General features: G+C 71.0%; 24 protein-coding genes and 1 pseudogene. 18 read left to right on the top strand and 7 right to left on the bottom strand.

The genetic code is table 11. The features are described 5' to 3' along the window. Window position 1: 1 nt before the first annotated feature. The 6 genes and pseudogenes from ACLB9X_RS07500 to ACLB9X_RS07475 form a co-directional block, all read right to left on the bottom strand. Window positions 2-276: pseudogene (locus ACLB9X_RS07500) on the bottom strand (purine permease); the annotation flags it as partial. A gap of 75 nt (window positions 277-351) precedes the next feature. Beyond that, a complete protein-coding gene (gene pucL, locus ACLB9X_RS07495; protein ID WP_410359451.1) occupies window positions 352-1,275 on the bottom strand; it encodes a factor-independent urate hydroxylase in 924 nt (307 codons plus the stop codon). 5 nt (window positions 1,276-1,280) lie between these two features. Continuing rightward, complete coding sequence (gene uraH / locus ACLB9X_RS07490; RefSeq protein ID WP_410359450.1) at window positions 1,281-1,673, bottom strand: hydroxyisourate hydrolase; 393 nt, start codon at window positions 1,671-1,673, stop codon at window positions 1,281-1,283. Beyond that, window positions 1,670-2,194, bottom strand: a complete 525-nt coding sequence (gene uraD, locus ACLB9X_RS07485; RefSeq protein ID WP_410359449.1) for a 2-oxo-4-hydroxy-4-carboxy-5-ureidoimidazoline decarboxylase — start codon at window positions 2,192-2,194, stop codon at window positions 1,670-1,672. The genes uraH and uraD overlap by 4 nt, the downstream gene beginning before the upstream one ends. 151 nt (window positions 2,195-2,345) lie before the next feature. After that, the gene (locus ACLB9X_RS07480) at window positions 2,346-2,723 is read right to left on the bottom strand and encodes a helix-turn-helix domain-containing protein (protein WP_410359448.1); all 378 of its coding nucleotides are present in this window, start codon (window positions 2,721-2,723) and stop codon (window positions 2,346-2,348) included. Next, window positions 2,720-2,968, bottom strand: coding sequence for a hypothetical protein (locus ACLB9X_RS07475; RefSeq protein ID WP_410359598.1), 249 nt, complete (start codon window positions 2,966-2,968; stop codon window positions 2,720-2,722). The genes ACLB9X_RS07480 and ACLB9X_RS07475 overlap by 4 nt, the downstream gene beginning before the upstream one ends. 244 nt (window positions 2,969-3,212) lie before the next feature. Here ACLB9X_RS07475 and ACLB9X_RS07470 point away from each other — a divergent pair, with 244 nt between their 5' ends. From ACLB9X_RS07470 to ACLB9X_RS07395, 16 genes are all read left to right on the top strand, one after another. Continuing rightward, on the top strand, window positions 3,213-4,244 hold the full coding sequence (locus ACLB9X_RS07470; protein ID WP_410359447.1) for a lytic transglycosylase domain-containing protein: 1,032 nt from the start codon (window positions 3,213-3,215) through the stop codon (window positions 4,242-4,244). Between the two features lie 128 nt (window positions 4,245-4,372). Beyond that, window positions 4,373-5,389, top strand: a complete 1,017-nt coding sequence (locus ACLB9X_RS07465; RefSeq protein ID WP_410359446.1) for a sigma-70 family RNA polymerase sigma factor — start codon at window positions 4,373-4,375, stop codon at window positions 5,387-5,389. Window positions 5,390-5,764: 375 nt separating this feature from the next. Further along, window positions 5,765-6,721: an ABC transporter ATP-binding protein gene (locus ACLB9X_RS07460; protein WP_410359445.1), complete on the top strand. Its 957-nt coding sequence runs from the start codon at window positions 5,765-5,767 to the stop codon at window positions 6,719-6,721. Next, a complete protein-coding gene (locus tag ACLB9X_RS07455) occupies window positions 6,718-7,488 on the top strand; it encodes an MlaE family ABC transporter permease (RefSeq protein ID WP_307712734.1) in 771 nt (256 codons plus the stop codon). The genes ACLB9X_RS07460 and ACLB9X_RS07455 overlap by 4 nt, the downstream gene beginning before the upstream one ends. A gap of 3 nt (window positions 7,489-7,491) precedes the next feature. Then, window positions 7,492-8,310: an MlaE family ABC transporter permease gene (locus ACLB9X_RS07450; protein ID WP_410359444.1), complete on the top strand. Its 819-nt coding sequence runs from the start codon at window positions 7,492-7,494 to the stop codon at window positions 8,308-8,310. A 6-nt stretch (window positions 8,311-8,316) separates the two neighbouring features. Next, on the top strand, window positions 8,317-9,585 hold the full coding sequence (locus ACLB9X_RS07445; RefSeq protein ID WP_410359443.1) for an MCE family protein: 1,269 nt from the start codon (window positions 8,317-8,319) through the stop codon (window positions 9,583-9,585). Next, a complete protein-coding gene (locus ACLB9X_RS07440) occupies window positions 9,582-10,619 on the top strand; it encodes an MCE family protein (RefSeq protein WP_410359442.1) in 1,038 nt (345 codons plus the stop codon). The genes ACLB9X_RS07445 and ACLB9X_RS07440 overlap by 4 nt, the downstream gene beginning before the upstream one ends. Then, the gene (locus tag ACLB9X_RS07435) at window positions 10,616-11,617 is read left to right on the top strand and encodes an MCE family protein (protein WP_410359441.1); all 1,002 of its coding nucleotides are present in this window, start codon (window positions 10,616-10,618) and stop codon (window positions 11,615-11,617) included. The genes ACLB9X_RS07440 and ACLB9X_RS07435 overlap by 4 nt, the downstream gene beginning before the upstream one ends. Continuing rightward, window positions 11,617-12,774, top strand: a complete 1,158-nt coding sequence (locus ACLB9X_RS07430; protein WP_410359440.1) for an MCE family protein — start codon at window positions 11,617-11,619, stop codon at window positions 12,772-12,774. Before ACLB9X_RS07435 ends, ACLB9X_RS07430 begins: the two co-directional genes overlap by 1 nt. After that, entirely contained in the window at window positions 12,771-14,063 is a 1,293-nt protein-coding gene (locus ACLB9X_RS07425) for an MCE family protein (RefSeq protein ID WP_410359439.1), read from the top strand. Before ACLB9X_RS07430 ends, ACLB9X_RS07425 begins: the two co-directional genes overlap by 4 nt. Further along, window positions 14,060-15,334 (top strand): MCE family protein, encoded by a 1,275-nt coding sequence (locus ACLB9X_RS07420; protein ID WP_410359438.1) that lies wholly within the window; start codon window positions 14,060-14,062, stop codon window positions 15,332-15,334. Before ACLB9X_RS07425 ends, ACLB9X_RS07420 begins: the two co-directional genes overlap by 4 nt. Before the next feature lie 491 nt (window positions 15,335-15,825). Further along, a complete protein-coding gene (locus tag ACLB9X_RS07415; protein WP_410359597.1) occupies window positions 15,826-16,329 on the top strand; it encodes a hypothetical protein in 504 nt (167 codons plus the stop codon). A gap of 47 nt (window positions 16,330-16,376) precedes the next feature. Next, entirely contained in the window at window positions 16,377-17,162 is a 786-nt protein-coding gene (locus tag ACLB9X_RS07410) for a hypothetical protein (RefSeq protein ID WP_410359437.1), read from the top strand. A 178-nt stretch (window positions 17,163-17,340) separates the two neighbouring features. Further along, window positions 17,341-18,180 carry a TIM barrel protein gene (locus ACLB9X_RS07405; protein ID WP_410359436.1) on the top strand — a complete coding sequence of 280 codons (840 nt, stop codon included), beginning with the start codon at window positions 17,341-17,343 and terminating at the stop codon, window positions 18,178-18,180. A 34-nt stretch (window positions 18,181-18,214) separates the two neighbouring features. Continuing rightward, entirely contained in the window at window positions 18,215-19,105 is an 891-nt protein-coding gene (locus ACLB9X_RS07400; protein ID WP_410359435.1) for a 2-hydroxy-3-oxopropionate reductase, read from the top strand. Window positions 19,106-19,531: 426 nt separating this feature from the next. Continuing rightward, window positions 19,532-20,989, top strand: coding sequence for a catalase (locus ACLB9X_RS07395; protein ID WP_410359434.1), 1,458 nt, complete (start codon window positions 19,532-19,534; stop codon window positions 20,987-20,989). An 850-nt stretch (window positions 20,990-21,839) separates the two neighbouring features. Here the strand turns inward: ACLB9X_RS07395 and gcl are convergent. After that, window positions 21,840-23,627 (bottom strand): glyoxylate carboligase, encoded by a 1,788-nt coding sequence (gene gcl / locus ACLB9X_RS07390; protein WP_410359433.1) that lies wholly within the window; start codon window positions 23,625-23,627, stop codon window positions 21,840-21,842. Window positions 23,628-23,890: 263 nt separating this feature from the next. Between gcl and ACLB9X_RS07385 the strand changes: the two genes are divergently transcribed. Both ACLB9X_RS07385 and ACLB9X_RS07380 read left to right on the top strand, forming a co-directional pair. Next, a complete protein-coding gene (locus ACLB9X_RS07385) occupies window positions 23,891-24,631 on the top strand; it encodes a hypothetical protein (RefSeq protein ID WP_410359596.1) in 741 nt (246 codons plus the stop codon). A gap of 142 nt (window positions 24,632-24,773) precedes the next feature. Beyond that, window positions 24,774-25,550 carry a TIGR04222 domain-containing membrane protein gene (locus ACLB9X_RS07380; RefSeq protein WP_410359432.1) on the top strand — a complete coding sequence of 259 codons (777 nt, stop codon included), beginning with the start codon at window positions 24,774-24,776 and terminating at the stop codon, window positions 25,548-25,550. Window positions 25,551-25,678 lie beyond the last annotated feature (128 nt).

Genomic DNA, 25,678 nt, shown 5'->3' with positions numbered 1-25,678 from the left:
CCTAGGAGGATTTGAGTGCCGGGGCCGGTTGACGGCTCCGGGTGCCGAGATGGTGGAAGAACAGGGGGAGCAGGACCGCGACGAGCGCTCCGGCGACGGTCCGGAGCCGAGCGCGGTCTGCGCCCCGGCCGGGACATCGGCGTAGAGGGTGGCCGCGGCGAGCGGGACGATGCCCGCTGCGAGCGCGACGGCCACCAGGATCAGGGGGGCACTGTCGTCGGGTCCCGCTTCGGAGCGCGCACGGATGCCGCTGACGGCGATCGAGCCGAACAGGACCGCAAGCTGTGCCATGAGAGTCCTCCGGTCCTGATCCGCCCCCGCCGGCTGCGGCGGGGGCGGATCGGTCCCGCGTCAGAGGTTGGTCATGTCGACCGGGATCTGCGGCTCGACGCCGTCCCGCAAGATGGTGGCCTCGATCAGGCCGTACGGGCGGTCCGCCGCGAAGTAGACCTCGTTGTCGTTCTTGAGGCCGAACGGCTCGAGGTCGACCAGGAAGTGGTGCTTGTTCGGGAGCGAGAAGCGCACTTCGTCGATCTCGCTGCGGCTGTTGATGATGCGCGAGCCCATCTGGTACAGCGTCTGCTGCAGCGAGAGGGAGTACGTCTCGGCGAAGGCCTGGAGCATGTGCTTCTTGACCTGCTCGTAGGACTTCTCCCAGTTGGGCATCCGCTGCTCGTCGTCGCTCCAGTTGAACCGCCAGCGGCCGGACACCTGGGTGGCCAGGATGCGGTCGTACGCCTCCTGGAGCGTCGTGTACTTGTCCTTGACGTAGCCCCAGAACTCGGAGTTGGTCGAGTTCATCACGATCAGGTCCTTGAGACCGGAGATGACCTGCCACGACGAACCGTCGTAGGTGATCTGCGTGACCCGGGTCTCCTGGCCCCTGCGGACGAAGGAGTGCTTGACCTCGTCGGAGCCGATGAACTTGGAGTTGGCGTCGGACGTCTCGATGCGGTCCCAGGCGTACTCCTCGATCCGGATGCGCGCCCGGTGGATCGGCTCCTGGCTGGTCACGAAGTGACGGGCCAGGTGGATGCCGAACTGCTCGGCGGACTCGATGCCGTATTCCTTGGCGAACGCGTACACCGTGTTCTTGGTGGTGTCGGTCGGCAGGCAGTTGGCGTTCGAACCGGACAGGTGCACATCGGACATGTCGCCGGACAGCGCGACCGAGACGTTCAGGTCCTTGATGTGGTGGGTGTCGCCGTCCCGCGTGATCTTGACAACGCGGTTCTCTGCCTTGCCGTACTGATTCTGGCCGAGAATCGTGGGCATGTCTGCTAGCTCCCTCGGTAAACGGAGTAGCCGAACGGGTTGAGCAGCAGCGGTACGTGGTAGTGCTCGCCCGGTACGACGGCGAAGGTGATCGCCACCTCGGGGAAGAACACGCCGCTGTCCCGTAGCGCGGGGGCGTCCTGCTGTGCCTCGGCTTGCTTCTTCTTCGCGAAGTACGTCTCGGTCTCGAAGTCGAGACGTACGTGGGTCGTTCCCTCCGGCAGCGCCGGCAGGTCCTTGTAGCGCCCGTCCGCATCGGTCGCCGATCCGCCGAGCGGCGCCCATTGCGCGCCTGGGCCGCTGCGGGCCGACAGCGAGACGGGGACGCCTTCGGCGGGGCGGCCGATGCTGGTGTCCAGGATGTGCGTGGACACCGATGCGGTGCTTTCCGTGCTCATGCGCTTTTTTCTTCCTCTGCGAGCTCTACGAGGCGGGTCAGCCGGATGCGGTTGATCTTGCCCAGTTCGGTGCGGACGATCTCCCGCTCCTGCTCGGGCGTGTTGTCGCTCCGCTCGCGGACGGCGTCCCTCATCTGCTCACCGGTACGGCCGGTGGCACAGATCAGGAAGACATGACCGAACTTCTCCTGGTAGGCCAGGTTCAGTTCGAGCATCTCGGCCTTGAGTGCCTCGGACGCCCCGGCCATGCCGCTCTGTTCGCGGGAGGAGGTCGGGTCGCCGGGCTTCGGCCGGCCGATCGGCGGGTGATCGGCCATCGCCTCGGCCAGGTCGTCGGCGGTCAGCTCGGCCATGGCGGCGTCACTGGCCTCGAAGAGGGCTTCGGTGCTTGCGTACGGCCGCTGGGCGAGGATCTTGCTCCCCCAGGCCGAACTGGCGCACACCTCGTGCAGCGCGGTCTGGGCCGCGCTGTCCTCGGAGGCGTTGAACCGGGCGAGACCCTGGTTCGAGAGTGAAGTCACGGGAGCCTCCGTGGCTTGTTCATCGTGGTGCTTCGGACGGGCTGCGGATAGCTAACGCCCTCCGGAACACGACGTCAACACTTTGTTGAAAGATTGGGTAAGCAAAAGCCGCCGCCCGGGGAACCGGACGGCGGCGACGGCGGGCCGGCGCTCAGTCGCCCTTGGCCGCGTTTTCCCTGTTCAGGTAGTTGTAGACGGTGAAGCGGCTGACGCCGAGGGCGCCCGCCACCGTCTCGACGCCGTGGCGTACGGAGAACGCGCCCCGCGCCTCCAGTGTCCTGACGACCGACTGCTTTGTCTTCCGGTCGAGTTCGGCGAGGGGCCGGCCGTGCTGCCGCTCCAGCGCCGCGAGGATGTGATCGAGGGAGTCCGCGAGCTGCGGCAGGCGTACGGCGACGACCTCCTCGCCCTCCCAGCTCAGCACGACGTCGTCCTCGGCGGCCTCGGCGGGGCTGATCAGCACGCCCCCCATGGCGTCGACGAGAGGCTTGACCGCCTGGGCGAGCGCGTGGTCGGCAGGCTCGGTCATTCCTCCCCCTCCACCACGTTGACCTGGAGGGACACTCGCGTCGCACCGCTCTCCAGCGCCTTGCGCAGCAGCGCGTCGACGGCGCCGAGCACCTGGTCGGCGCCGCCCTCGGCGGTGTTGCCGAAGGGGCCGACGTCCACCTTGTCCAGACCCGCGCCCTGGACGACCTCGCGGACCGCCAGCGCGTGGGCGGGCGGTTCGTCCAGGTCGAACGGCTCGGTCGTGAACTCCACTCTCAGTCGCACCATGCCCCCACGTTAGCTGCGGCCCTGTCGCACGGGGACCCGGCCCGGGGTCTCGGGCTCGGGCTCGGGCTCGGCACCGGCTCCGGGGCCTCGGGCTCCGACTTCAGGGCCTCGGGCTCGGCCCTCGGGCCGGCGGAACGCGAAAAACCTGCGGGGACGTGCGACGGACCCGCGGCGGCTGTGCGTAGAGCAGGTGAAGGGCCGCGGACGGATGTCCGGTGGGCGGGGCAGGAGGGGTCTGCAGATGACAGGACGTACGCGCAGAGGCGTCAGGGCGACGGCGGTCGCGACCGCGGCGATGGTGGTCCTCACCGCCTCCCAGGGGCCGGGGGCCGCCGCGCCCGCGGGGCAGCGGAACCCCGACCCCTCGCAGGGGCCGAGCGTGTCGGGGGACGGCGCCTACCACACCGAGCTCCCGCCGCTGCGGGTGCCGGGCGCGGGCGACACCGGGGAGCGGCAGGCTCAGGCGTCGGCGTCGGTCGGCTCGTTGCCCGCCACGGTGTTCGCCGCGTACCGGGCGGCCGAATCGGAGCTGGCGCGCAGTACCCCCGGCTGCGGACTGCGCTGGCAGCTCCTCGCCGCCATCGGCCAGGTCGAGTCCGGCCAGGCACGCGGCGGCCGGGTGACCCAGGACGGCACCACGATCACGCCGATCCTCGGCCCGCGGCTGGACGGGAACGGCTTCGCGCTCATCCGGGACAGCGACGGTGGCCGGTACGACGGGGACACCGAGTACGACCGGGCCGTCGGCCCCCTGCAGTTCATCCCCTCGACCTGGGCCCACTGGGGCGCGGACGGCAACGGCGACGGCGTCCGCGATCCGGGGAACGTCTTCGACGCGGCCCTCGCCGCCGGACGCTACCTGTGCGCGGGTGGGCGCGACCTGTCGGACGCGGGCGACCTCGACCGGGCCCTTCTCGGATACAACCACTCCACCGCGTACCTGCTCACCGTGCGGTCGTGGTTCGCGTACTACCTCGACGGACACACGGTCGTGCCCGACGGTGCGGCCGCCGCGGGGCCACGCGGCGAGGCACGTCCCTCGCCGGATCCGACGCGGTCCACCAAACCGGCGTCCGACGCGAAGCCGCCGTCCCCCAAGCCGTCGCCGACCCCGTCGTCCGCGCCCTCGCCCCGGCCCGCCACCCCCTCGCCGTCGCCGTCCGGGCGCCCGGCCGACCCGTCCGGTCCCGCGCAGCCGGTGCCGTCACTCCCCGTCCCCGTCCCAACGCTCCCCGACACCACTCTTCCCACAGCGCTGACCAGCGGAGACTGATCGCCACACCCCCTCCGGCAACGGAAAGGACTCGATGGGCCCGCCCCCCTCCAAATTCCGGATACCGGGCGGTAATGTCGCCATCCGCCGGGCAGCACGCGGCCGGTGGTGAGAGCGAGGGGGCCCTCATGGCGACGGACGAACAGCCTGAGCACTCCGGTGGACCGACCGCCGAGTCGGCGAACGAGCGCTGGCAACGCGCCTGGAGCCACCGTGAGCATCTGCTGAGGGTGGCCCGGCGCCGGTCCGTCAGCATGGAGGACGCCGAGGACGCCGTGCACGAGGCGATGCTCCGTGCCGCGGAGCAGCCCCACCTGGACGACGAGCGGCTCGGCGCGTGGCTGACGACGGTGACGATGCGGCTCTGCATCGACCGGCACCGGCAGGTCAGCCGCGAGGCCGAGGTCCGTACGAGCCCGACGCTGCACCCGCCGCGGCCGGTGCCGGTGGACGAGGCGGTGTGCGACCGGGCGGAGGCGCGCTGGCTCGCCGTACGCAGCAATGAGCTGCCCGCCCGGCAGGCCGAGGCGTTGTGGCTGAAGTCCGAGGACCTGGACGTCGGACAGGTCGCCGTGAAGATGGGCCTGAGCTACCGGACCGTCGAGTCCCTGCTGGCCAGGGCCCGGCGGACGCTGCGCAACTCGCTGGCGGCGACGCTCGGCGTCGCGCTGTGGCTGTGCGGCCGTGGCCGGCCCCGCGGCGGCCACGCGCAGGCGGTCGCCGTGGCGTCGACGGCGGTGACCCTGGCGGTCGCGGGGCTCGTTGTGCCGTACGCACCTGGTGGGGACGTGCCCGACACGCCCCGCCCGGCGACGCCGGCGGTCTCGCACTCGCAGGAGCCGGGGCGGGACGGGCCCGGTCCGACGGTCGCGCCGTCGCCCCTCGGCTCGCGGGAGGGGCAGCGGGTGCCGTCGGGCGGCACGGCGTCGGAAGGGATACTGCCGGAGCTGCCGGAGGTGTCGCTCCCGCCGCTGCCGCTCGAGACGTCGCCGGTGCCGGGGCTGCCGTTGCCGGAGGGTGTCGAGGTGCCCGAGGTACCCATCCCGGACGTCTGGTCGGGGACCTCGCGGCTCACGGAGCTGCCGTCGCCGTCCGTGCCGGTGCCGTCGGCGTCGGTGCCGGTGCCGGTGCCGACGCTTCCGTAGGACGGGGTCTTTTCCCCCACCCCCCACCCCGCCCCTTCCCGAAACCGGGGCTCCGCCCCGGACCCCGCGCCTCAATCGCCGGCGGGGCTGGGTTTCACAGCACCGCGCGGGGCACAGCCCGGGCCGCGCCCGCTGGGGCTCCGCCCCAAGCCCCGCGCCTCAATCGCCGGCGGGGCTGGATTTCGCCCCGCGCCGCAGTCGCCGGGGTGGCTGGATTTCGCCCCGCGCCCCAGTCGCCGTGGTGGCTGGATTTCGCCCCTTCCCGTCTCCCTCCCGTAACCCGCCCGAAAAAAAATTCACCTCGTCGCGACGGACGTCGTGCCCCTCCCCGTAGAGCAGATGTACGGACCGCTCCACGGCTGAAGGGTGAACCGGATGGGTGTCGAGATCTGTGTGGAAGGGCTCACGAAGTCCTTCGGGCACCAGGTCATCTGGCAGGACGTCTCCCTGACCCTGCCCGCCGGCGAGGTCTCCGTGATGCTCGGGCCCTCCGGCACCGGAAAGTCGGTCTTCCTCAAGACCCTCGTCGGACTCCTCCGGCCCGACCGCGGCGCCATCAAGATCGCGGGCACGGACATCACCACGCTGCGCGAGCACGAGCTCTACGAGGTCCGCAAGCTCTTCGGTGTGCTGTTTCAGGACGGCGCGCTGTTCGGCTCGATGAACCTCTACGACAACATCGCATTCCCGCTGCGCGAGCACACCCGCAAGGCGGAGACCGAGATCCGCCGGATCGTCCTCGAGAAGATGGACATGGTCGGCCTCATCGGCGCCGAGGACAAGCTGCCCGGCGAGATCTCCGGTGGCATGCGCAAACGTGCCGGACTCGCCCGCGCCCTCGTGCTCGACCCCGAGATCATCCTGTTCGACGAGCCGGACTCGGGACTCGACCCCGTGCGCGTGGCCTACCTCAACCAGCTCATCGTCGACCTGAACGCCCAGATCGACGCCACGTTCCTCATCGTCACGCACGACATCGCCTCGGCCCGCCAGGTGCCGGACAACATCGGGCTGCTGTTCCGGCGGGAGCTGGTGATGTTCGGTCCGCGGGAGAAACTGCTGACCAGCGACGAACCGGTCGTGCGGCAGTTCCTGAACGGGCGCATGCAGGGCCCGATCGGCATGGCGGAGGAGAAGGACGCCGCCCAGGTCGAGCAGGAACTGGCGCAGCTGGGTGAGGCCGACGACGAGCAGCAGGGCCTGCCCGACCTCACGCCCCGGCTGCTGCCCACCAGGGGCATCGACCGGCCTCCCCGCTGGGAGGCGATCGCCGAGCGGGAGTCCCTGCGACAGATGCGCGCCGCCGTGCGTGGGAAGGCGGCGGGCGCATGAGCTGGTCCCCCACGGGTGCCCTGCGGCACTCCGGCAGCCTGTTCGCGATGGGACTGGACGTCCTGCGGACGATCCCCAAACGGCCTTTTCAGGCACGGGAGTTCATCCAGCAGGCGTGGTTCGTCGCGAGTGTGACGATCCTGCCGACGGCGCTGGTGTCGATTCCGTTCGGCGCGGTGATCGCGCTGCAGATCGGCAGCCTGACCCGGCAGCTGGGCGCCCAGTCGTTCTCGGGCGCGGCCTCGGTGCTGGCGGTGCTGCGGGAGGCGTCGCCGATCGTCACGGCGCTGCTGATCGCGGGTGCGGGCGGCACGGCGATCTGCGCGGACCTCGGCGCGCGCAAGATCCGCGAGGAGATCGATGCGATGCAGGTGCTCGGCATCGACCCGATCCACCGCCTGGTGGTGCCGCGGGTGCTCGCCACGATGCTGGTGGCGGTCCTGCTCAACGGCCTGGTGTCGGTGGTCGGCGTGGCCGGCGGCTACTTCTTCAATGTGGTGCTGCAGAACGGCACTCCAGGTGCCTATCTCGCCTCGTTCACCACACTCGCCCAACTCTCCGACCTGTGGGCGGCCGAGCTGAAGGCACTCGTGTTCGGGGCGATCGCCGCGATCGTCGCCTCGTACAAGGGACTGACCGCGAAGGGTGGTCCGAAAGGCGTCGGTGACGCGGTGAACCAGTCGGTGGTCATCACCTTCATGTTGCTGTTCGTGACGAACTTCGTGATGACCGCCGTGTACTTCCAGATCGTTCCGCAGAGGGGCTGAGCGATGCCGCTGATGAACCGTCTGCTGCCGCCCCAGCTCGAGGAGTTGGGCCGACAGCTGTCCTTCTACGGCCGTTCGCTGGCCTGGACCGGGCGCACCCTGCGCCGCTACAAGAAGGAGATCCTGCGACTGCTCGCGGAGGTGAGCTTCGGCCGTGGCGCGCTCGCCGTCGTCGGCGGCACCGTCGGGGTGATCGCGTTCCTGTCGTTCTTCACCGGCACCGAGGTGGGCCTGCAGGGATACGCGGCGCTGAACCAGCTCGGCACCTCGAACTTCGTGGCGTTCCTCTCCGCGTACTTCAACACCCGTGAGATCGCCCCGCTGGTCGCCGGTCTCGCGCTGTCCGCGACGGTCGGAGCCGGGTTCACGGCACAGCTGGGCGCGATGCGGATCAGCGAGGAGACGGACGCGCTGGAGGTCATGGGCGTCCCCTCGCTGCCTTTCCTGGTGACGACGCGGATGATCGCCGGGTTCGTGGCCGTGATCCCGCTGTACGTGATCGGGCTCCTGTCGTCGTACTTCGCCGCCCGCACGATCACCACCGGCTACTACGGGCAGTCGACCGGCACGTACGACCACTACTTCCAGCAGTACCTGCCGCCGGTGGACGTGTTCTGGTCCTTCGGCAAGGTGATCGTCTTCGCCGTCGTGATCATCCTGGTGCACTGCTACTACGGCTACTACGCGAGCGGCGGCCCGGCCGGCGTCGGCGTCGCGGTCGGGCGTGCGGTGCGGACCTCCATCGTGGCGATCAACATTCTCGACTTCTTCCTCAGCCTGGCGATCTGGGGCGCCAACACGACCGTACGGATAGCGGGGTAGGGGCCGATGAGCATCCAAGGAGACGCCGCGGCGCGCAGTGGCAGGCTGCGGCTGTACGGCATCGTGTTCCTCGCCGTCATCGCCCTGCTGCTGTCGCTCTCCGTGGCCGCGTACCAGCAGGTGTTCACCTCGGTCGTACGCATCACGCTCGAAGCCGACACCCTCGGCAACCAGCTCGACCCGCGGGCCGACGTGAAGCTGCGCGGACTGCTCGTCGGCGAGGTCCGCTCGGTGCGGGCCGACGGGGAGAAGGCGACGCTCGACATCGCTCTGAAGCCGGAGCACGTCGAACGGATCCCGGCCGATGTGCAGGCACGGCTGCTGCCGAAGACGCTGTTCGGTGAGAAGTTCGTCGACCTGGTGGAGCCGCCCGGCTCCTCCGGCCGGCACATCAGGGCCGGTGACGTGATCACCCAGGATCGCACCAGGGCCGGCATCGAGGTGCAGCACCTGATGAACGACCTGCTCCCGCTGCTGCGCACCGTGCGGCCCGCGGATCTCAATGCCACGCTGCACGCGTTCGCCACCGCGCTGGAAGGGCGCGGCGACCGCATCGGCGACAACCTGGTCCGACTGGAGCGCTATCTGCGCGAACTCAACCCGCACATGCCGTCCATGCAGGAGGACATCTCCCGCTTCGCCGATGTCGCCGAGATCTACGGGGACGCGGCACCCGACCTGATGAACATCCTGCGCAACTCCGTCACCACGAGCCGCACGATCGTGGAGAAGCGCGAGCAGCTGACCGCCGCCCTGACGGGAACGACGAAGGTCGCCGGCACGGCGGAGAAGTTCTTCGACGACAACGGCGAGCGGCTGATCACCCTGGGCCGGGTCTCCCGCCCCACCCTCGACCTGTTCGCCCGCTACTCGCCCGAGTACCCGTGCCTCCTGGACGGCCTCGAGCGCCAGACCAGGGAGTCGGAGAAGGCGTTCAGGGGCGGCGAGATGCGTATCACCCTCGAATTCGTCCATCCGCGACCCGCGTACCGACCCGGTGAGGAACCGCGCTATGCCGAGCGCTCCGGCCCCAACTGCAGAAGCATTCCCAACCCTTCTGTGCCGTCGGGACACACCAAGCTCGACGACGGCACGAAGGACGTCGCCGCCGGCGGCCCGCCCGGAGCCGGCCCGGTCTCCGCGACGGCGGCCGAGCAGCGCGCCGTCGGGTCGCTGGTCGCGCCGGTCCTCGGGGTGCCCGCCGACCGGGTGCCCGCGGTGGCGACGCTGCTCTTCGGGCCCATGGCACGCGGGACGGCGGTGAGTGTGGCATGAAGGTGTCCCGAGCCACCGCGACCACGGCACCGCTGGTCAAGTTCCTTCTCTTCGCCGTGGTGACGATCCTGGCGACGACGCTGCTCGCGGCGACGATCGTCAACCTCTCCTTCACCCCGGAGCACACCTACCGTGCGGTGTTCAGCGATGTGACCAGCCTGGAGGAGGGCGACGACATCCGGGTGGCCGGTGTGCGCGTCGGCGAGGTCCAGGACATCAGGATCAAGGACCGGACGCTGGCCGAAGTGACGTTCACGGTCACCGAGGACCGGCCGCTGCTGACCAGCACCGGCGCGGTCATCCGCTACCGGAGCCTGGTCGGCCAGCGCTATGTGGCGCTCACCGAGGGCGCGGGCGACGGGACGAGGCTGAAGCCGGGCGGGACGATCCCGCTGGCGCGCACGCAGCCGGCGCTCGACCTCAACGCGCTGCTGGGCGGCTTCAAGCCGCTGTTCGCCGCGCTCAGCCCGAAGGACGTCAACCAGCTCGCGACCGAGATCATCAAGACGCTGCAGGGCGAGGGCGGGACGGTCAACAGCCTGCTCGCGCACACCGCGTCCCTGACCACGACCCTCGCCGACCGGGACGAGCTGATCGGGTCGGTGATCGACAACCTCAACACCACGCTGCAGACCCTCGACAAGCGCGGCACGCGGTTCTCCGCGCTGCTCAAGCAGCTGCAGCGGCTGATCTCCGGACTGTCCGCCGACCGCAAGCCGATCGGGTCCTCGCTGGAGAACATCGGCTCGCTGACCGAGGCGACCTCCGGTCTGCTCGAGGACGCCCGGCCGCCGCTGAAGGGCGACATCGCCGAGCTGAGGGACCTCACCAAGACGCTGAACGACAACGAGAAGACCGTGGAGGGCGTGCTGAAGCGGCTGCCGAACAAGCTCAACAAGCTGACCGGGACCGCCTCGTACGGCTCCTGGTTCAACTTCTACCTCTGCGACTTCGACGGCCGGATCGTGCTGCCGAAGACCCGAGAGGTCATCACTCCGGAGCTGCACGTGGCACGGGCGAGGTGCGGCGGATGACGACACGACTCCTGCCCAGGCTCGGCCCGTTCCGCGACCGGAACCCGGTGGTGATCGGTGCGGTGGGCCTCACCACCCTGGCCCTGATGGCGGCGGCGGCGTTCAACGCCGACGACCTGCCGCTGATCGGCGGCGGCGACACCTACAGCGCCGCGTTCTCGGAGGCCGGCGGGCTCAAGCCGGGTGACGAGGTGCGCATCGCCGGGGTCAAGGTCGGCAAGGTCGACGAGGTGGATCTCGACGGCGACCATGTGAGGGTCGTCTTCCGCGTCAAGGGCGACCCGGAGTTCGGCACGAGGACCGGCGCGGCCATCCGGATCAAGACGATCCTGGGCTCGAAGTACCTGGCCCTGCAGCCGAAGGGGTCCGGACAGCTGCGGCCCGGCAGCGAGATCCCGCTGGAGCGCACGACCCCGGCGTACGACGTCGTCCAGGCGTTCAGTGATCTGACGACCACCAGCGAGAAGGTCGACTTCGAGCAGCTGGCGAAGGCCCTGGACACCATCTCGACGACGTTCGAGGACTCGCCGGAGGAGGTACGCGCCTCGATCAAGGGACTGTCGAAGATCTCGAAGACGGTGGCCCAGCGCGACGAGGACCTGCGCGAGCTGCTGAAGCACGCCAACTCGGTCACCAAGGTGCTCGCGGAACGCTCCGACGAGTTCACCACCCTGGTGAAGGACGGCGACGCCCTCTTCAAGGAGATATCACGGCGCCGGGCGGCCATCCACGCGCTGCTCAAGAGCTCCGCGGCGCTCGGCATCCAGCTGTCAGGACTCGTCAAGGACAACGAGAAGGAGATCGGCCCGGCGCTCAAGGGGCTGAACCAGGTGGTGCGGATGCTGGAGCGCAACCAGGCCAGCCTCGACCGCAGCGTCGCCCTGCTCGCCCCGTACGTGCGGGTCTTCACCAACACCCTCGGCAACGGCCGCTGGTTCGACAGCTACATCCAGAACATGGTCGCCGCTCCGGTGGTCCCCCGGACAGGAGGGTCGTGATGAAGGGCCGCATCCGCTTCAACCCGAAGGGCCGTACGGCCCGGCTGACGGCCGCCGGCGTCGCCGCGGCGCTGGTGGCCGGCGCCGGGGTCGTGCTGTGGCCGCGCGAGGAACCGGTGCGCGTCACGGCGTACTTCCCCCGCACGGTGGGCATCTACCCCGGCTCCGACGTGCGGGTGCTCGGCGTACGCGTCGGTGAGGTCACCGAGATCGTCCCCGAGGGCGGCCGGGTACGCGTGGAACTCGCGTACGAGCCCGGGCGCAAGATCCCGGCCGACGCCCAGGCCGCCATCATCAACTCGTCGGTCGTCAGCGACCGTTACGTACAGATGCTGCCGGTGTACAAGGGCGGGCCCGTGATGCGCGACGGCGCGGTGATCCCCCAGAGCCGCACGGCGGTGCCGGTGGAGCTGGACCGGGTCTTCGACAGCCTGCACACGACGGCCGAGGCGCTCGGTCCGAAGGGTGCCAACAAGGACGGCTCGCTCTCCCGGCTGCTGGGGGTGAGCGCCGACAACCTGGACGGCCAGGGCGAACAGATGCACCAGACGGTTGAGGACCTGTCCCTCGCGGTCACCACACTGTCCGACGGCCGGCAGGACCTGTTCGGCACCGTGCGCAATCTGCAGGTGTTCACCGCGGCGCTCGCCGCCGACGACAAGAGCGTGCGGTCGTTCAACGACAGTCTCGCCGCGGTCGCCGATCAGCTCGCCGGGGAGCGCAAGGACCTCGCGGCGGCGCTCAAGCACCTGGGGGTGGCGCTCGGGGACGTGTCGCGGTTCGTGAAGAACAACAAGAACGCGCTGACCGAGGACGTGAAGGGCCTCAGCAAGGTCACCAAGGTGCTGGTCACCCAGCGGGCGGCGCTGGCGGAACTGCTGGAGGTCGCGCCCACCGGCCTGTCGAACCTCCAGAACGCGTACAACCCCTCGTCCGGCACCCTCGACACCCGCAACAACCCCGACCATCCGCAGGACCCGGCGGCGCTGCTGTGCTCGCTCCTGAAGACCACCGGCGACGCCGGGGGAAAGAACCCCGACTGCGCTGAGCTGGACAAGCTGTTCGACTCGCTGCCCAAGGTGCCGCATGCCGGCCCCGTGTCGGGCACCGGCCAGGTCGACCGGACGCTCGGCGGAATCCTGGAGGCACGCGCATGAGTGCACCCCGCAGGCGCAGGGCCGTGGCCCTGGTGACGGCCATGGGCTCCGTGCTGCTCACCGGCTGCGACTTCAACGGCCTGTACGACGTGAATCTGCCCGGCGGCGCGGCCGCCGACGGCAACGCCTTCCACGTGACGGCCGACTTCCGGGACGTCCTCGACCTGGTCCCGCAGTCGGCGGTGAAGGTCAACAACGTCACCGTGGGCGCGGTCGAGAAGGTGGAACTGGTCGGCTGGCACGCCCGGGTGCGGCTGCGCATCGCCGACGACGTGAAGCTGCCCGGCAACGCGATCGCCGAGCTGCGGCAGACCAGCATGCTCGGGGAGAAGTACGTGGCCCTGTCCCCGCCGGTGGGCATCGAACCCAGCGGGCGGCTCACCGACGGTGCGCGCATCCCGCTGTCGCGCACCGGGCGCAACCCCGAGATCGAGGAGGTGCTCTCCGCTCTCTCCGCGCTGCTGAACGGCGGCGGTGTGGCGCAGCTCAAGACGATCACCGTGGAGCTGAACAAGGCGCTGGAGGGCCGGGAGAACCGGGTCAAGGACCTGCTCGGCGAGCTGGACACGTTCATCGGCGGACTCGACGAGCAGCGCAAGGAGATCGTCCGGGCGCTCAAGGGCATCGACCGGCTGGCGAAGCGGCTGGCCGCGGAGAAGAAGACGATCGCGCAGGCCGTGGACACGATGCCCGGGGCGCTGAAGGTGCTGGCCGACCAGCGCCGCAATCTGACGGCGATGCTGACCTCGCTCTCGGAGCTCGGGAAGACGGGCACCAAGGTGATCAACGCCTCGCGCGCGGACACGGTGGCCAACCTCAAGAGCCTGCAGCCGATCCTGCAGGAGCTGAACAAGGCCGGCAGCGATCTCCCCAACTCGCTGGAGATCCTGACCACCTATCCGTTCCCGCGGAACGCGACCGGCGCCATCAAGGGCGACTACGTCAACCTCAAGATCACCGCGGACCTGGACCTCGCGAGCATCTACGGCAACCTCGCGGAGGAACCGGAGAAGCCCGGCACCCCGCAGGAGCCCGAGCTGCCGGAGATTCCCGGCGTGCCCGAGGTGCCGGGCCTGCCGGAGGCGCCGGTGCCGGCCGAGCCGCCCTCGGTTCCCGGCGCGCCGACGCCGGGCACTCCGTCGGCCCCCGGCGGCGACGGACCACTGTGTCCGCCGGTGTGCACCGGCAGCCACGCCTCCTACGCGGGCGCGTCCGGCGACGGACGCCGGCTGCCCGCGGGGATCGATCTGGCACTGGCCGAGCTGATGCTGAAGGGGATGCAGCCGTGATCACACGAACGGTCAGGGCCCAGTTGATCGCCTTCTCCGCGGTCACCGCCGTGGGGTGCTCGTACGTCGGCGCCCAGTACACCGGCCTGGTGGACAGCCTGCTGGACCGCGGATACACCGTGCGGGCCGACTTCGCCGACTCCGGCGGCATCTTCCAGGGCGCCGAGGTCACCTACCGGGGCGTTCCGGTGGGCCGGGTCGGTGACCTGCGGCTCGCGGGCGCCGACGGTGTGTCGGTGGGGCTGGACATCGAGGACGGGACCCGGATACCGGCGGACACGCTGGCCGTGGTGGCCAACCGGTCCGCGGTCGGCGAGCAGTACGTCGACCTCCAGCCGCGGCGCTCCGGCGGCCCGTATCTGCACGAGGGAAGCGAGATCCCGCGCGCCGACACCCGGGTCCCGCTGCCCACGACGGCGCCCATCCTCAGCCTGGACCGGCTGGTGAACTCGGTCGGCAAGGACGATCTGCGCGTCACGGTCGACGAACTCGGCAAGGCCTTCGCCGGCACCGGCCCGCATCTGAGCAAGCTGGTGGACTCCGGAAACCAGCTGGTCGAGTCGGCCTCGCAGAACCTGCCCGAGACGATCTCGCTCATCGAGGACTCGCGGGTGGTGCTGAAGACCCAGAGCGACAAGGGATCGGCGATCACGTCGTTCTCCCGCGACCTGGCCGCGCTGACCGCGGAGCTGAAGGCGCGTGACGGCGATCTGCGGCGGCTGGTGGGCAACAGCGCCCCGGCGGCGCAGGAGGTCGACTCGCTGCTGAAGTCCAACGAGACGCATCTGCCGGTGCTGCTCTCCAATCTGATCAGCGGCGGCCAGGTCACCGTGGCCCGCCTGCCCGGGGTGGAGCAGGCGCTGGTGACGTTCCCGGTGATCGTCGCGGGCAGCTACACGGTGATCCCCGGCGACGGCACCACCCACTTCGGCATGGTCGTGAACGCCGACGAGCCGCCGCCGTGCCGCCAGGGCTACAACACCCAGCGGCGCGACCCGGCGGACACCTCGGTGCGGCCCGCCAACACCCGGGCCCACTGCACCGAGCCGCGCGGCAGCGCCACCTCGGTGCGCGGCGCCCAGAACGCGCCCGGCGCTTCCTCGGGGTCGGGAGGCGCGCGGCAGGCGGCGCACGTCACCCCGTACGATCCGGAGACCGGCACCCTCGCCGGGCCGGGCGGCACGCTCGTCGAGATCGGCTCGACGGGCGGCGAACAGAGCACGTTCGGAAAGGATTCGTGGCAATGGCTGCTCGTGGGACCGATGGCATGACCGACAACGCCACGACGGCGCACGGGACGCCGGAGGCGTCCGAGGACCGTACGACGGCCCCGGCAGCCGCGCGCGACCGGACCGCGCCGGGGTCGCTGGAGCCGGCCGACGACCGGGCCACGCCCTCGGCAGGGGCGGCCCCGGGCGGGGGCCGCGAGGCGGACGCCGAGGACGGGCACGTCGGCCACGGCGCGGACTCGTCCGCGCGGCGGGCGGAGGCAGCCACGCCTGCGGAGGGCGGCTCGGCCGCCCCCGCGGCGCGAGACGAGGCCCGCGAGCACGGCGGCGGCACGGCGCGAGCCGCTGCGGCGCAGGACGGCGCGGGCACGCCGGAGGCGTCCGAGGACCGTACGACGGCCCCGGGCGGGGGCCGGGAGGCGGGCGTCGCAGACGGCGGGCCGGAGGGCCCGGAGGCCGTCGGAGGGCAGGACGACGCGGACGCCCCCGCGGCGCGAGACAAGGTCGGCGCTCGCGGGAGCCGGCGGCGTGGGCTGCGGCGTGCCGCGGGCCGGGTGGCGCGGGGACGGCTGACCGGTGCGGCACTCGCCGTCGCCACCGGCGTCGTCACCGCGCTCAGCGCGTGGCTGTGCGTCGAGGTGTACGAGCAGCGTGCCGACTCGCAGCGCCGCCAGGAGGTCCTGGCCGCCGCCCGCCAGTCGGCGCTGAACTTCACGTCGCTCGACTACCGGCACTACGAGCGCGACAGCGCGAACGTGCTCAAGGGGGCGACGGGCGACTTCAAAAAGCAGTTCGCCGCCCAGACCGAGGAGTTGACGAAGCTCGTCGCCGCCAACAAGTCCGTGTCCCAGGGCCAGGTCCTGGAGGCGGGCATCGCGCGGGTGGACGAGCGGTCGGCCCGGGTGCTCGTCGTCGCCGACAGCAAGGTGACCAACACCGCCGCACCCGAGGGGCAGGCGCGTACCTACCGGCTGCAGCTCGACCTGGTGCTGGAGAGCGGCCGCTGGCTCACCTCCAACGTCGAGTTCGTCGGCTGACCGCCCCGACGCCCACCCCCGTACCACCAGCAGTGAGGAGCAGGACCATGGCGAATCCGACGACCCGCGGGCGCGGCGCCGCGTCGGCGGGGCAGCGCACGATGGCCGCCGCCGCGCGGGCGGCGGCCAAGAGGACCGAGCGCGTCAGGTCCGGTGCGCCGGGCTCCTCGGACGGTCCGCGCGGTTCGGGCCTCGCGGCGGCGTCCCGTGCCGTGCCGCTCAAGGAGGTCCCGGCCGAGGCCCCGGACGACGCCTCGCAGGCGCGCAGGCCGGATGAGCAGCACATCGGGCGGGTGCTGGTGGCCGCCGAGGCCACGCGTGGCCGCCGGATCACGCGCGGCCGGGTGTCCGCCGTACTGGCGGTGCTGCTGGTGGCGGCCCTGGTCGCAGCCGGCGTGCTGGGCCGGGAGTACGTCCGCGGCCAGGACACCGACGCCGCGCGGACCGAGGCGCTGGCGGCGGCCCGCAAGGCGGCGCCGGTGGTGCTGTCGTACGACCACCGGCGGCTGGACAAGGACTTCGCGGCGGCCCGTGCCTGGCTGACCGGCTCGTTCCGCGACGAGTACGGCAGGACCACGAAGGCGGTGGTCGCGCCGACGGCGACGAAATACCGCGGCACGGTCAAGGCGTCCGTGGTGAGCCCGCCGGACGGCGGCGCCCCGGCCGCGTCGGTGGTGTCGGCGTCGCCGGACAAGGTGGTCGTCCTGCTGTTCGTCAACCAGGTCACCACCAGCACCCAGGTGACGGGCTCACGGGTCGACCTCAACCGGGTGCGGATGACGATGACGCGCACCGACGCCGGCTGGAAGGTGAGCGCCGTCGACGCGCTCTAGCCTCCAGCCCCCTCTCTTCCGCGCCTCCGGGCCGGGACGGCAGCAGCCCCGCAGGCCGCGCCGCCCCAGCTCGGAGGCGCTTTTTTAGGTCCGCGTCTTGACAGCCCGGGCCACCGGTCGACAGAATTCCATTAAGCAGAAAGATACTTCCGCAATACGGAAGGAGCGCACAGCCCTCATGGGATACGCGGACCAGCGCTTCGATGTGAACCTCTCGATCCTCTTCACGGAACTCCCGCTCCTGGAGCGTCCCGCGGCAGCCGCCGCGGCGGGCTTCACGGCGGTCGAGCTGTGGTGGCCCTGGATCGAGACCGCCACCCCGCCGCAGGCGGAGCTCGACGCCCTCAAGAAGGCGCTCGACGACGCCGGCACCCAGCTGGTGGGGCTGAACTTCTATGCCGGGCAGCTGCCGGGCCCCGACCGCGGCGCACTCTCCGTACCGGGCGAGGAGTCCGACCGCTTCCGGGCCAACATCGAGGTGGCCGCCGACTTCGCCGCCTCGGTGGGCTGCACGGCGCTCAACGCGCTGTACGGCAACCGCGCCGACGGCGTCGACCCGCAGATCCAGGACACCCTCGCCCTGGAGAACCTGGTCCTCGCGGCCCGCGCGGCCGACCGCATCGGCGCGATCCTCCTCGTCGAGACCCTGAACAAGCCGGAGTCGCCGCTCTACCCGCTGGTGAGCGCGCCCGCCGCGATCGAGGTCGTCGACAAGGTGAACGCGGCGACGGGCCTCGGCAACGCCAAGTTCCTCCTGGACATCTACCACCTGTCCATGAACGGCGAGGACGTCTCCCAGGTCATCGCGGCGTACGCGGACAAGACCGGTCACGTCCAGATCGCCGACAACCCGGGCCGCGGCGCGCCGGGCACCGGCTCGCTCCCGCTGGAGCAGCTCCTCGACGAGCTCAAGAAGGCCGGATACGAGGGCTGGGTCGGCCTGGAGTACAAGGCCGGCGACCGCCCGAGCGCCGAGTCGTTCGACTGGCTGCCCGCGGCGGCCCGAGCGGCCAACTGACCCACCCCGCAAGCTTTTTGAAAGAGGTACCCTCATGAGCACTTTCCCCAAGGTCGCCTGGATCGGGCTCGGCATCATGGGCTCCCCCATGTCCGAGAACCTGCTGAAGGCCGGTTACCAGGTCACCGGCTTCACGCTGGAGCAGGACAAGCTGGACCGCCTCGCCGCGGCCGGCGGCACCGCGGCCTCCTCGATCGCCGAGGCGGTCCGGGACGCGGACGTCGTGATCACCATGGTTCCGGCGTCGCCCCAGGTGGAGGCCATTTCCTACGGCCCCGACGGCATCCTGGCGAACGCGAAGCAGGGCGCGCTGCTGATCGACATGTCCTCGATCACCCCGCAGACCTCGGTCGACCTTGCGAAGGCCGCCGCCGACAAGGGCATTCGCGTGCTCGACGCCCCGGTCTCCGGCGGCGAGGCGGGTGCCATCGAGGCGGTGCTGTCCATCATGGTCGGCGGCGAGCAGGCGGACTTCGAGACCGCCAAGCCTATCCTCGAGGCCCTCGGCAAGACCATCGTGCTGTGCGGTCCGCACGGCTCGGGCCAGACGGTGAAGGCGGCCAACCAGCTGATCGTCGCCGTCAACATCCAGGCGTGCGCCGAGGCCGTGGTCTTCCTGGAGAAGTCCGGCGTGGACCTGAAGGCCGCGCTCGACGTCCTCAACGGCGGCCTGGCGGGCTCGACGGTGCTGACCCGCAAGAAGGACAACTTCCTGAACCGGGACTTCAAACCCGGCTTCCGGATCGACCTCCACCACAAGGACATGGGCATCGTCACCGACGCCGCCCGCAACGTGGGCGCCGCCCTGCCGGTCGGCGCGGTCGTGGCCCAGCTGGTCGCCTCCCTGCGCGCCCAGGGCGACGGCGGCCTGGACCACTCGGCCCTGCTGCGCGCCGTCGAGCGCCTCTCGGGCGCCCAGGTCTGACGCCCGGGGCCGGCCCGGAACGTCGGGCCACGAGCGGCCCACCCGGGATCAGCCCCACCGGGCAGCAACCACCGAGGCCCCTGCCCAGGCAAGCCACGGTCCCATGAACCCCCGGCCCACCCCGGGATCAGCCCCACCGGGCAGCAACCACCGAGGCCCCTGCCCAGGCAAGCCACGGTCCCATGAACCCCCGGCCCACCCCGGGATCAGCCCCACCGGGCAGCAACCACCGAGGCCCCTGCCCAGGCAGGCCACGGTCCCATGAACCCCGGTCGGTGCCGGCGCTGACACCTGTCCTGTCGCGCCCAGGCGCCGGCGCCGACCGGAACACCTCCCTTCAATTTCAACAAACTGTTGACGTGACGTCGGGGGCGTCCTTACGCTCCTCGCACCGCCAGCAGCTCCCGCATGTATCGGAAGGTCACGATGTCGAAGCGCGTGCTTACGACCGAGTCCGGCGCCCCGGTCGCCGACAACCAGAACTCCGCCACCGCCGGCGTCGGTGGCCCGCTGCTCCTGCAGGACCAGCACCTGCTGGAGAAGCTCGCCCGCTTCAACCGTGAACGCATCCCGGAGCGCGTGGTGCACGCCCGCGGCAGCGGCGCGTACGGCTACTTCGAGGTGACCGACGACGTCACCGGCTGGACGAAGGCCGACTTCCTGTCCCAGGTGGGCAAGCGCACGGAGACGTTCCTGCGCTTCTCGACCGTGGCCGACTCGCTCGGCGGCGCGGACGCGGTCCGCGACCCGCGCGGCTTCGCGGTGAAGTTCTACACCGAGGAGGGCAACTACGACCTCGTCGGCAACAACACCCCGGTGTTCTTCATCAAGGACCCGATCAAGTTCCCCGACTTCATCCACTCCCAGAAGCGCGACCCCTTCACGGGCCGTCAGGAGCCGGACAACGTCTGGGACTTCTGGGCGCACGCCCCCGAGGCGACGCACCAGGTGACCTGGCTGATGGGCGACCGCGGCATCCCCGCCTCGTACCGCCACATGAACGGCTACGGCTCGCACACCTACCAGTGGACGAACGAAGCGGGCGAGGCCTTCTTCGTGAAGTACCACTTCAAGACCAACCAGGGCATCCGCTGCCTGTCGTCCGAGCAGGCGGCCGAGCTGGTCGGCAAGGACGCCAACTCGCACCAGACGGACCTGCTGCAGGCCATCGAGCGCGGTGTGAACCCCTCCTGGACCCTCTACGTGCAGGTCATGCCGGCCGCCGAGGCGGCGGACTACCGCTTCAACCCGTTCGACCTCACCAAGGTGTGGCCGCACAGCGACTACCCGCTGGCGCGCGTGGGCCGTCTGGTCCTCGACCGCAACCCGGACAACGTCTTCGCCGAGGTCGAGCAGGCCGCGTTCTCCCCGAACAACTTCGTGCCCGGCATCGGCCCGTCCCCGGACAAGATGCTCCAGGGCCGGCTCTTCGCCTACGCGGACGCCCACCGCTACCGCCTCGGCGTCAACCACACGCAGTTGCCGGTCAACGCTCCGAAGGCGGCCGTGGCGGACAACTACGGCCGCGACGGCTTCATGGCCACCCGCAACGGCTCGCGCCACGACAAGAACTACGAGCCCAACTCGTACGCGGGCCCCGCCCAGACGGACGCGGCACTCTCCGCCCCGCTGGCCGTCACCGGCTGGACCGGCACTCACCCGGCGCCCGCGCACGTCAAGGACGACGACTTCTTCCAGGCCGGTGAGCTCTACCGCCTGATGTCGGAGGACGAGAAGCAGCGCCTGGTCGCGAACATCGCCGGCGGACTGTCCCAGGTCACCCGCGACGACGTGATCGAGAAGAACCTGGCCCACTTCCACGCCGCCGACGCCGACTACGGCAAGCGCGTGGAGGAGGCGGTCCGCGCCCTGCGCGAGGACTAGTCACAGACGGCGCACCGGAACCGACGTCCTGTCGGCCACGGTGCGCGGTCCGGACCGGTGGCCCGGATGAGGGGTGGTCACCGGTGCGGACAGCTTGCGGACCGCGGCGGCCGTGCGATGCCAGTGCGGTGGTGAAGGCGCCGATCCTCCTCTCCGACCTGACGTGAGGAGGACCGGCGACCGATCGCCCCGCCGCGGTCCCGGGCAATCAGGACCCCGCCCGGCGGCGCGAACGACCACTCCGGATGCCGCCCTCGCTCCCCCAGCCCTGCGGCTGGGAGGTGCCCCCAGCGCAGGCTTCGGGCGGCTGCGCCGGACTCCGTCCGGCGACCCCTCCCATACCCCGCCCGGCGGCGCGAACGTCCTGTCGCGCCAGCCTCGCACCGTCGGGCGGCAACAACTTCACAGACAGAGCGCGGAGTCGGTTACGGTCCCGTACGACGCGCTCGATGATCAGGGCCCGGTCTACGCACAGAGACCGGGTCCTGATCCGTCTACGCCTCCCCCTCCGCGTCCCGCGGCGCCGCGCCCGCCAGTGCTCCCCGCGCCCTCCGCCACCAGGAGGCCGCACAGGAGCCCCGCCGCAGCCACCGCGGCGCCGTGCAGCCGACGTGGGCCGTCGGGGCGGAGCCTCGGTCTCGTCAGGGTTTCGGGGAGGGGCGGGGTGGGGGAACCGCCCCGGCAAGGCGACCAACAACGCCCGCCTCTCGGACGGGCGCCGGCCACCGTGTCCTCCCCGTCAAGCCCCAGGCGCCCAGCACCGGCACCGGCACCGGCACCAGCGCCCGGGTACGACGAAGGCCCGGTCCGCGGGTGCGGACCGGGCCTCAGGGCCCCGGAGGGCGGCGGATCAGACCTTCAGGGGCTTGATCGCGGTCGGGGCGTGGCCGGGCTCGGTGGCGAGCTCCTCGAACTCGGTCACATCGCTCATGTCGACCGTCTTGCTCATCGAGATGTTGGTGACGCGCTCCAGGATGGCCTCGACGACCACCGGGACGCTGTACTCGGCGGCGAGCTTCTTGGCCTCCTCGAAGGCGGCACCCAGCTCGTTCGGGTCGGTGACGCGGATGGCCTTGCACCCGAGGCCCTCGACGACCTTGATGTGGTCGACACCGTAGACGCCGATCTCCGGGGTGTTGATGTTCTCGAACTCCAGGTTGACCTGGAAGTTGATGTCCAGGCCGATCTGCGCCTGACGGATCAGGCCCAGGTAGGCGTTGTTCACCAGGACATGGACGTACGGGATCTTGTGCTGCGCGCCGACCGCCAGTTCCTCCAGCATGAACTGGAAGTCGTAGTCGCCCGAGAGCGCGACGATCGGGGTCTGCGGGTCCGCCGTGGCGGCGCCGAGCGCGGCCGGGATGGTCCAGCCGAGCGGGCCGGCCTGGCCGCAGTTGATCCAGTGGCGCGGCTTGTAGACGTGCAGCATCTGCGCGCCGGCGATCTGGGAGAGGCCGATAGTCGTGACGTAACGCGTCTCCGGGCCGAACGCCTTGTTCATCTCCTCGTAGACGCGCTGCGGCTTCATCGGGATGTTGTCGAAGTGCGTACGGCGCAGCAGGGTGGCCTTGCGCTCCTGGGCGGAGGCGGCCCACTCGCCGAAGTCGGGGAGCCTGCCCTCGGCCTTGAGGTCCTCCGCCACCTCGATGAAGAGCTCCAGGGCGGCCCTGGCGTCGGAGGCGAAGCCGTAGTCGGGGGCGAAGATCTTGCCGATCTGGGTGGGCTCGATGTCGACGTGGACGAATGTGCGGCCCTTGGTGTAGGCGTCCAGGTTGTAACCGGTGTGGCGGTTGGCCCAGCGGTTGCCGATGCCGAGGACGAAGTCCGACTCGAGGAACGTCGCGTTGCCGTAGCGGTGCGAGGTCTGCACACCGACCATGCCGGCGCTCAGCTCGTGGTCGTCCGGGATGGTGCCCCAGCCCATCAGGGTGGAGATGACCGGGACGCCGGTCAGTTCGGCGAACTCGACGAGCAGGTCGGAGGCGTCGGCGTTGATGATGCCGCCGCCGGCGACGATCAGCGGGCGCTCGGACTCCAGCAGGAACCGGATGGCCTTCTCGGCCTGGGCGCGGGTGGCCTGCGGCTTGTAGACCGGCAGCGGCTCGTAGGTCTCGGGGTCGAAGTCGATCTCGGTCTGCTGGACGTCGATCGGCAGGTCGATGAGGACCGGGCCGGGACGGCCGGAGCGCATCAGGTGGAAGGCCTCCTGGAACACGCCCGGGACCTGGGCGGCCTCCAGGACCGTGGTGGCCTTCTTGGTGACGGGCTTCGCGATCGCTGCGATGTCGACGGCCTGGAAGTCCTCCTTGTGGAGCTTCGAGACCGGGGCCTGGCCGGTGATGCACAGGATCGGGATCGAGTCCGCGATCGCGGAGTACAGGCCGGTGATCATGTCGGTGCCGGCGGGGCCGGAGGTACCGATGCAGACACCGATGTTGCCCGCCTTGGCACGGGTGTAGCCCTCGGCCATGTGCGAGGCGCCCTCGACGTGACGCGCGAGCGTGTGGTCGATGCCACCGCCCTCCTTGAGCGCCCGGTAGAAGGGGTTGATCGCGGCGCCCGGCACTCCGAACGCGTGGGTGACGCCTTCACGCTTGAGGATCTCAACTGCCGCTCGGGCGGCGGTCATACGAGGCATGGGGTGCTCCTGCTCCGGCTTTGGGGATCGGCTCTGTCGCGCCACCTGAGAGCGTCGTCCCGCGTCGGTGTCCATATTCCGTAATACGGAAGTTTAGTTTTGCTATACGGAAGCAAATGTAAAACGAGCCCCGTCCGGCGTCAAGGGAGGCGGGAGCCGAGGGGCGGCGCCGAAGTGCAGGGGGCGCAGTTCGGGAAGTGCCTGCCCAACTCCCCGCGGTTGTTGGACGATGGACGACAGGCGCGAGGGGAGGTGTCGTGACGATCGAGAGCATGCCCGTACGCTGTCCGGCCTGCCGCCGTGACCATCTGTACGCACCGCCCGTCTACCCCTGCCCCTGCGGCGCCCCGCTCGCTCCCCCGCTGCTGCACGGCGCAGCCCCGGAGCCGATCACCCACCGCACCTGGACCGACGACTGGGTGACCGTGCGCTGCCCCTTCTGCCGGCGGCACGACCAGTGGCCGCAGCCGGAGCTCGGCTGCCCCTGCGGAACCGTGCTGCGCATCCTGGTGCGCCCGGTGAGCGCAACAGCCCCGGGTGACACGGCCCCCGGTGCGACCGCCGCGCGGCCGGACGTCCCCCGCCCCGGAGACACAGCGCCGCCGCCGGCCGCGTCGGCGGCCCGTCCGGCGTTCCGGCCGGTGACGATACGCACGGCACGCGACGCCGTGACGGCCGCCGCGATGTACCTGAGGTGGCTCGGCTTCAAGGACGTCGTCCAGCCGGAGGTCAGACCGGTGTCCGGCATCGACCTGCGCGGGGAGGGCGTGGTGGCCCAGGTCGATCCGTCGACCCGGCCGGCCGGCCTCCGCGACATCGAGTGCCTGTGGCTGAACGGACTCAGCACATCCGCCCAGAGCGTCTTCTTCTCGCTCGCGGGCTACGCGGACGACGCGCGGGCGCGCGCGGACAGACTGGGCATCCCGCTGTTCGTCATGGACCTCACGGGCTGCCCCCAGCCGGTCAACGCGCCCGCGGACGAACTGCTCACGATCGGCGCATAGCCGCCGGAACCGCGCCGAAACTCATGTAACGCGCCGAATCTCAAGTAAAGCTCAGAATCGGCCGTTTCGGGCTTCGATCCCCCATGCGCACGGGCAGATATCCGCTACAGCCGCGGACACGGCCTCGGGGGAGGTGGGCGTGATGCCCCTCGACATGTGGTGGTTCACCGGAGCGGCGTGCGTGGTGCTCGCGGCGGCGGCCGTGCTCCTGCGGGCCGGCAGGCCCGGCCCGGACGCGACCGGTGCACCCGGCCCGCAGTCCGTCGCGCTCCTGCGCGGCGGGCGCCGCGCGGCCGTGACGGTGGCGCTCGTCGCCCTCCAGCAGCGCGGCGTCGTCACGAGCGGGCGCAAGGGCACGGTACGGATCGACGGCTGGGCGGCCGCGGTCCGCGACCCCCTGCAGCTCGCCGTCCACACCTCCTTGCGCCGCCCGGTCGGCATACGGGTGCTCCTCACCGTGCCGCGGGTGCAGCGCGCGCTGGACGGCCTGCACGACCAGTGTGCGGCACAGGGCCTGCTGCGGCCGGGCAGGCGCTGGCACGCGGCCCGTGCGCTGCTGTGCGCGGTGCCGCTGACGATCCTGGCCGGTCTGGTGGTCACGCCGGACTCCCCGGCGACGCAGACGGCGGCCGCGGCGGTGCCGGTGGCGGGGGCGGTCGCGCTCTGGTTCGTCCCGCGTCAGACGCCGGCGGCGCGCCACCTGCTGGCCTCGCTCCGCGAGGCCCACCCCCTGCCGGACCGGCCGCTGCGCGGCGGCGCGAGCGTGCCGCGGGTGCAGATGTCGGTGGCGCTGCACGGCGACACGGCGCTGATGCTGCACCTCCCCCACTTCGCACGGGACGGCGGCCTTCTGGAGCGCGGACCGGATTGCGCTCTCGTGCGCGGCCGGCCCCGTGCGCGCGGCCTGCCCGGAGCCTGACCAGGCTTCACGTGCTCGGCCCGTTCCGTGCATGTACCGTCGGGCCGCTCCGGGACGGGGCCCTTGGGCAGGCGGCGTACCGGGTTGCGCTCTCGGGCGCGGCCCGGTACGCGACCGCGGCGTCGGGC

The organism is Streptomyces sp. 5K101, from assembly GCF_046506645.1.
GTDB lineage: Bacteria > Actinomycetota > Actinomycetes > Streptomycetales > Streptomycetaceae > Streptomyces.
The sequence above is the reverse complement of the archived record's forward strand: the minus strand, read 5'-3'. Positions and strand labels throughout refer to the sequence as shown.

Excerpts from the sequence above, each read along its gene's own strand:
- ACLB9X_RS07445 (WP_410359443.1), top strand. The coding sequence starts at position 8,317 with ATGAGCATCCAAGGAGACGCCGCGGCGCGCAGTGGCAGGCTGCGGCTG.
- ACLB9X_RS07410 (WP_410359437.1), top strand. The coding sequence starts at position 16,377 with ATGGCGAATCCGACGACCCGCGGGCGCGGCGCCGCGTCGGCGGGGCAG.
- ACLB9X_RS07400 (WP_410359435.1), top strand. The coding sequence starts at position 18,215 with ATGAGCACTTTCCCCAAGGTCGCCTGGATCGGGCTCGGCATCATGGGC.
- ACLB9X_RS07430 (WP_410359440.1), top strand. The coding sequence starts at position 11,617 with ATGAAGGGCCGCATCCGCTTCAACCCGAAGGGCCGTACGGCCCGGCTG.
- ACLB9X_RS07380 (WP_410359432.1), top strand. The coding sequence starts at position 24,774 with ATGCCCCTCGACATGTGGTGGTTCACCGGAGCGGCGTGCGTGGTGCTC.
- ACLB9X_RS07440 (WP_410359442.1), top strand. The coding sequence starts at position 9,582 with ATGAAGGTGTCCCGAGCCACCGCGACCACGGCACCGCTGGTCAAGTTC.
- ACLB9X_RS07450 (WP_410359444.1), top strand. The coding sequence starts at position 7,492 with ATGCCGCTGATGAACCGTCTGCTGCCGCCCCAGCTCGAGGAGTTGGGC.
- gcl (WP_410359433.1), bottom strand. The coding sequence starts at position 23,627 with ATGCCTCGTATGACCGCCGCCCGAGCGGCAGTTGAGATCCTCAAGCGT.
- ACLB9X_RS07435 (WP_410359441.1), top strand. The coding sequence starts at position 10,616 with ATGACGACACGACTCCTGCCCAGGCTCGGCCCGTTCCGCGACCGGAAC.
- ACLB9X_RS07460 (WP_410359445.1), top strand. The coding sequence starts at position 5,765 with ATGGGTGTCGAGATCTGTGTGGAAGGGCTCACGAAGTCCTTCGGGCAC.
- ACLB9X_RS07470 (WP_410359447.1), top strand. The coding sequence starts at position 3,213 with ATGACAGGACGTACGCGCAGAGGCGTCAGGGCGACGGCGGTCGCGACC.
- ACLB9X_RS07425 (WP_410359439.1), top strand. The coding sequence starts at position 12,771 with ATGAGTGCACCCCGCAGGCGCAGGGCCGTGGCCCTGGTGACGGCCATG.
- uraH (WP_410359450.1), bottom strand. The coding sequence starts at position 1,673 with ATGAGCACGGAAAGCACCGCATCGGTGTCCACGCACATCCTGGACACC.
- pucL (WP_410359451.1), bottom strand. The coding sequence starts at position 1,275 with ATGCCCACGATTCTCGGCCAGAATCAGTACGGCAAGGCAGAGAACCGC.
- ACLB9X_RS07465 (WP_410359446.1), top strand. The coding sequence starts at position 4,373 with ATGGCGACGGACGAACAGCCTGAGCACTCCGGTGGACCGACCGCCGAG.
- ACLB9X_RS07405 (WP_410359436.1), top strand. The coding sequence starts at position 17,341 with ATGGGATACGCGGACCAGCGCTTCGATGTGAACCTCTCGATCCTCTTC.
- ACLB9X_RS07455 (WP_307712734.1), top strand. The coding sequence starts at position 6,718 with ATGAGCTGGTCCCCCACGGGTGCCCTGCGGCACTCCGGCAGCCTGTTC.
- ACLB9X_RS07395 (WP_410359434.1), top strand. The coding sequence starts at position 19,532 with ATGTCGAAGCGCGTGCTTACGACCGAGTCCGGCGCCCCGGTCGCCGAC.
- ACLB9X_RS07480 (WP_410359448.1), bottom strand. The coding sequence starts at position 2,723 with ATGACCGAGCCTGCCGACCACGCGCTCGCCCAGGCGGTCAAGCCTCTC.